Source organism: Eggerthella sp. (assembly GCF_048329335.1).
Lineage (GTDB): Bacteria > Actinomycetota > Coriobacteriia > Coriobacteriales > Eggerthellaceae > Eggerthella > Eggerthella lenta.
Map to the genome: position 1 here is coordinate 1 of NZ_DBFEGU010000407.1, position 1,010 is coordinate 1,010.

Consider the following 1,010-nt stretch of genomic DNA (forward strand, 5'->3'; position numbering starts at 1 on the left):
CCCGCGCCGGCCCGAGCCGCCGGCCCCGACCGGCATCGGTTTCCCGCACACATGCGGGAAACACGATGGACGGGCAAGCCCTATCAGAAAAAGGAACGCCCCCAAAGGGGCGCGGCCCCAGGTTTCCCTTTTGGCCTTTTCGGCTGAAGCCGAAACGATCATACCGGCGTCGCGGAACCCGTCAAATCGCCACGCAGACGGGCTGCGCCCGGCGCGATCGCTAATGACGGAACCCGCTTTGGCCGGTAACGCTGCGCTTGACCAACCGGTCGAAAAGAAAAAACAAGGGACCACCAGACGGGAGCAAGCACCATGGCACGCAACATCATCAAAAGCATCGAACGCGGCGGATACCGGTACGACGTCGAGGAGACGGGCGACGGCGCACGCCCGTACGACGTGCACCAGCTCCACAAGGCCCAAGGCCATTGGGTCGACGCCGGCTACGGACGCTACTGCGCATCCATGGCCGAGGCCGACGCCTACATCGGCGGGCAAACGGCGTGACATGCCGGCCAAGGAAGGCCGGAAACAAACTCAGGACAAACCACAAGGAGTCCCAATGGACCTCATCAGCCAATACCTCGCAAGCCCGGAATTCGCCGAAGCCATCGGCAACGTCGTCGTCATAGCGATCATGGCCACGGCCGCCGGCATCGACTGGAAGATATACGGCCGCAAGACCAGACGGCGCACCCCGCCGAGCATCGACACCCCGCAACGCCGCCGCAGGGCGGCACAACGCAGGACCATCCCCGCCGGCCACATCGACGAATAACAGCAGCGTCCTCCCGCCCATGCGGGAGGACAGGCAAACCCCTGCAAGGAAAGGACCAGCATCATGGACACCATCAAGACGCTCGTCATCGAACCTTTGCGCCGTCCGGAACTGCGCGACATCGACCCCAGCATCACGGCCATCGGGAAGACGATCGGCGGATACGCCGAACCATTGCCCCTCGACCGGCGGACCACGCTCTGGTGCGACGAAGAGGGAGCGATCAAGAACC

General features: G+C 64.1%; 3 protein-coding genes. All 3 read left to right on the forward strand.

All coding sequences use genetic code 11. From position 1 onward, the window contains the following. Positions 1–312 precede the first annotated feature (312 nt). Positions 313–507, forward strand: coding sequence for a hypothetical protein (locus ACMO6A_RS12660; protein WP_007051954.1), 195 nt, complete (start codon positions 313–315; stop codon positions 505–507). Positions 508–562: 55 nt separating this feature from the next. Beyond that, positions 563–778: a hypothetical protein gene (locus ACMO6A_RS12665; RefSeq protein WP_007057314.1), complete on the forward strand. Its 216-nt coding sequence runs from the start codon at positions 563–565 to the stop codon at positions 776–778. 63 nt (positions 779–841) lie between these two features. Beyond that, a partial coding sequence (locus ACMO6A_RS12670) for a DUF3846 domain-containing protein (protein ID WP_418471355.1) occupies positions 842–1,010 on the forward strand: 169 nt, incomplete at its 3' end.